Here is a 2,247-nt window from a genome sequence, read left to right on the forward strand (position 1 = left end):
TCGCTCGCGTCGAGCGCCTGTGCAAGACCTACGACACGCCGCTGATCGCCACCGACACTTTCATCGACGGATTGGCGCATGCCCTCGAACCGCTCGGCATTGTCGCCCTGCGCGGTTTCGCCGAACGGCACGCCCTGTTCGGGCATCGCAGGACCGCGCCCGTCGGCGCGCCGGCGGCGTGACGCCGAGACGGCGTCCTTGATCGTCCCATCGTAGATCGAAACTTCTCAAATCATCGCGCTTGGAGATCATTCGCATCGCGAAAGACCGTTGGAAGGAATAAATCGTATCCCGTAGCATCTCCATGGTCGCGAGGAATCGCGACGGGTCCGATGCCTTCGAACGCATCGACGCCGACATTCTTAGGGGAGAGACCATGCACGGACTGGACAGACCGACGAACCGCCGCCTCGTCCTGGGTGGACTCGGGCTCGGCAGCCTCGGCGCCGCGCTGCCGGCCTGGGCGGCAGGCTCGGTGAAGCTTCCGCTGCCGGGCGGCCCAGACGAGCGGACGCTGACCAAGGCCTTTCCGGACAAGGGCGAGATGATCCTGCAGCGCACTCATCCGCCGCTGCTGGAGACGCCGTTCTCGGTATTCGACGAGGGCGTGTTCACCCCCAACGACCGCTTCTACGTCCGTTGGCACTGGGCCTCGATCCCGACGGAGGTCGATGCCGGCACCTTCCGGCTCAAGGTCCACGGTCATGTCGAGAAGGAACTCTCGCTCTCCCTCGACGCCATCGCCGGCCTGCCGCGCTTCGAGATCGCCGCGGTGAACCAGTGCTCGGGCAATTCGCGTGGGCTGTTCGAGCCGCGGGTGCCCGGCGCGCAATGGGCCAACGGCTCGATGGGCAACGCCCGCTGGACCGGGGTGCGCCTCAAGGACGTGCTCGAAAAGGCCGGGGTGAAGTCCGGCGCCGTGCAGGTGCGCTTCAGCGGCCTCGACGAGCCCGTGGTCGACGACGCGCCGGACTTCAAGAAGTCCCTCGATCTCGACCACGCCAACAATGGTGAGGTGATGATCGCCTACGCGATGAACGGCGAGCAACTTCCGCTGCTCAACGGTTTCCCGCTCCGCCTCGTGGTGCCGGGCTGGTACTCGACCTACTGGGTCAAGATGCTGTCCGACATCGAGGTGCTGGACAAGCCCGACGACCAATATTGGATGAAGATCGCCTACCGCATACCGGACGTGCTGGGCGCCAACATCAAGCCCGGCCAGACCGGCTTCAAGACGGTGCCGATCAACAGGATGGTGCCACGCTCCTTCGTCACCAACCTGACCGATGGCGCCAAGGTGGCGGCCGGAACGCCGGTGGCCCTTCGCGGCATCGCTTTCGGCGGCGATTGCGGGGTAAAGGCGGTCGACTTCTCCGGAGACGGCGGAGCGACGTGGTTCCCGGCGCAGCTCGGCGCGGACGAAGGCCCCTACAGCTTCCGCCGCTTCGACGGCAGCTTGCCGGCATTGGCTGCCGGCAGCCACACGGTCAGGGTCCGCTGCACCAACACCAACGGCGTCGCGCAGCCCCTGGACCGGGTCTGGAACGGCGCCGGCTTCATGCAGAACGGCATCGAGGCCGTGTCCTTCCAGGCCGCTTGAGGAGAACAGCCATGAACCCGATCCGCCCTGCGGCCCTCATCGCCGCCCTCATACTGTCTCCCCTGGTGGCGCTCGCCGCCCCGGCTCCCGAGCCGATGCACTTCACCTCGCAATCGATCGAATTCCCGACCTCCGACCGGATCTTCCCGGACGGACCGGGGGCCGAGGCGGTCAACAACAACTGCCTCGCCTGCCACTCGGCCGGGATGGTGCTGACCCAGCCCAAGCTCACGAAGGCGCAGTGGACCGAGACCGTGAACAAGATGGTCCACGTCTACAAGGCGCCCGTCGATCAGGCCGACGTGCAGACCATCATCGATTACCTCACGGCGTTGAAGCCGACGCCCTGAACCCCCGAATCCCGAGGCCGCCGCGCTTTTTTCGCCGGCCTCGGGGAATAGACCGCGCCTTCCGGCGTCTTCCCAGGGCGATGCACGGCCAGCCCGGCCTTGCACCACGGATTTCCGATTTCGAACCAGCCCTCGCGGCAGGCCCCGGCCGCCGAACGAGCGCGCATGCGCGAGAGACCCGCTTCATGACCCATATCTGCACCAGCCTCCGCACCCTCCTCGCCGGAGCCGCCTTGCTCCTAGCCCAGGCCCAGCCCGGGCTCGCCGCCGGCTTCGACGGCGCGATCAAGAACAACG

2 protein-coding genes and 1 pseudogene are annotated in these 2,247 nt (G+C 66.7%); all 3 read left to right on the forward strand.

Translation table 11 applies throughout. From position 1 onward, the window contains the following. Positions 1-182: pseudogene (locus FV222_RS23765) on the forward strand (adenylate/guanylate cyclase domain-containing protein); the annotation flags it as partial. 194 nt (positions 183-376) lie between these two features. Further along, positions 377-1,600, forward strand: a complete 1,224-nt coding sequence (locus FV222_RS23770; RefSeq protein ID WP_147815799.1) for a molybdopterin-dependent oxidoreductase — start codon at positions 377-379, stop codon at positions 1,598-1,600. Positions 1,601-1,611: 11 nt separating this feature from the next. Then, on the forward strand, positions 1,612-1,950 hold the full coding sequence (locus FV222_RS23775) for a cytochrome c (protein ID WP_147815800.1): 339 nt from the start codon (positions 1,612-1,614) through the stop codon (positions 1,948-1,950). Positions 1,951-2,247 lie beyond the last annotated feature (297 nt).

This window comes from Methylobacterium sp. WL103 (assembly GCF_008039885.1).
In the GTDB taxonomy this organism is placed as follows: Bacteria; Pseudomonadota; Alphaproteobacteria; order Rhizobiales; family Beijerinckiaceae; genus Methylobacterium; species Methylobacterium cerastii.

What these genes read in the sequence shown, in the direction of transcription:
- FV222_RS23775 (WP_147815800.1), top strand. Translation starts at nt 1,612, where the DNA reads ATGAACCCGATCCGCCCTGCGGCCCTCATCGCCGCCCTCATACTGTCT.
- FV222_RS23770 (WP_147815799.1), top strand. Translation starts at nt 377, where the DNA reads ATGCACGGACTGGACAGACCGACGAACCGCCGCCTCGTCCTGGGTGGA.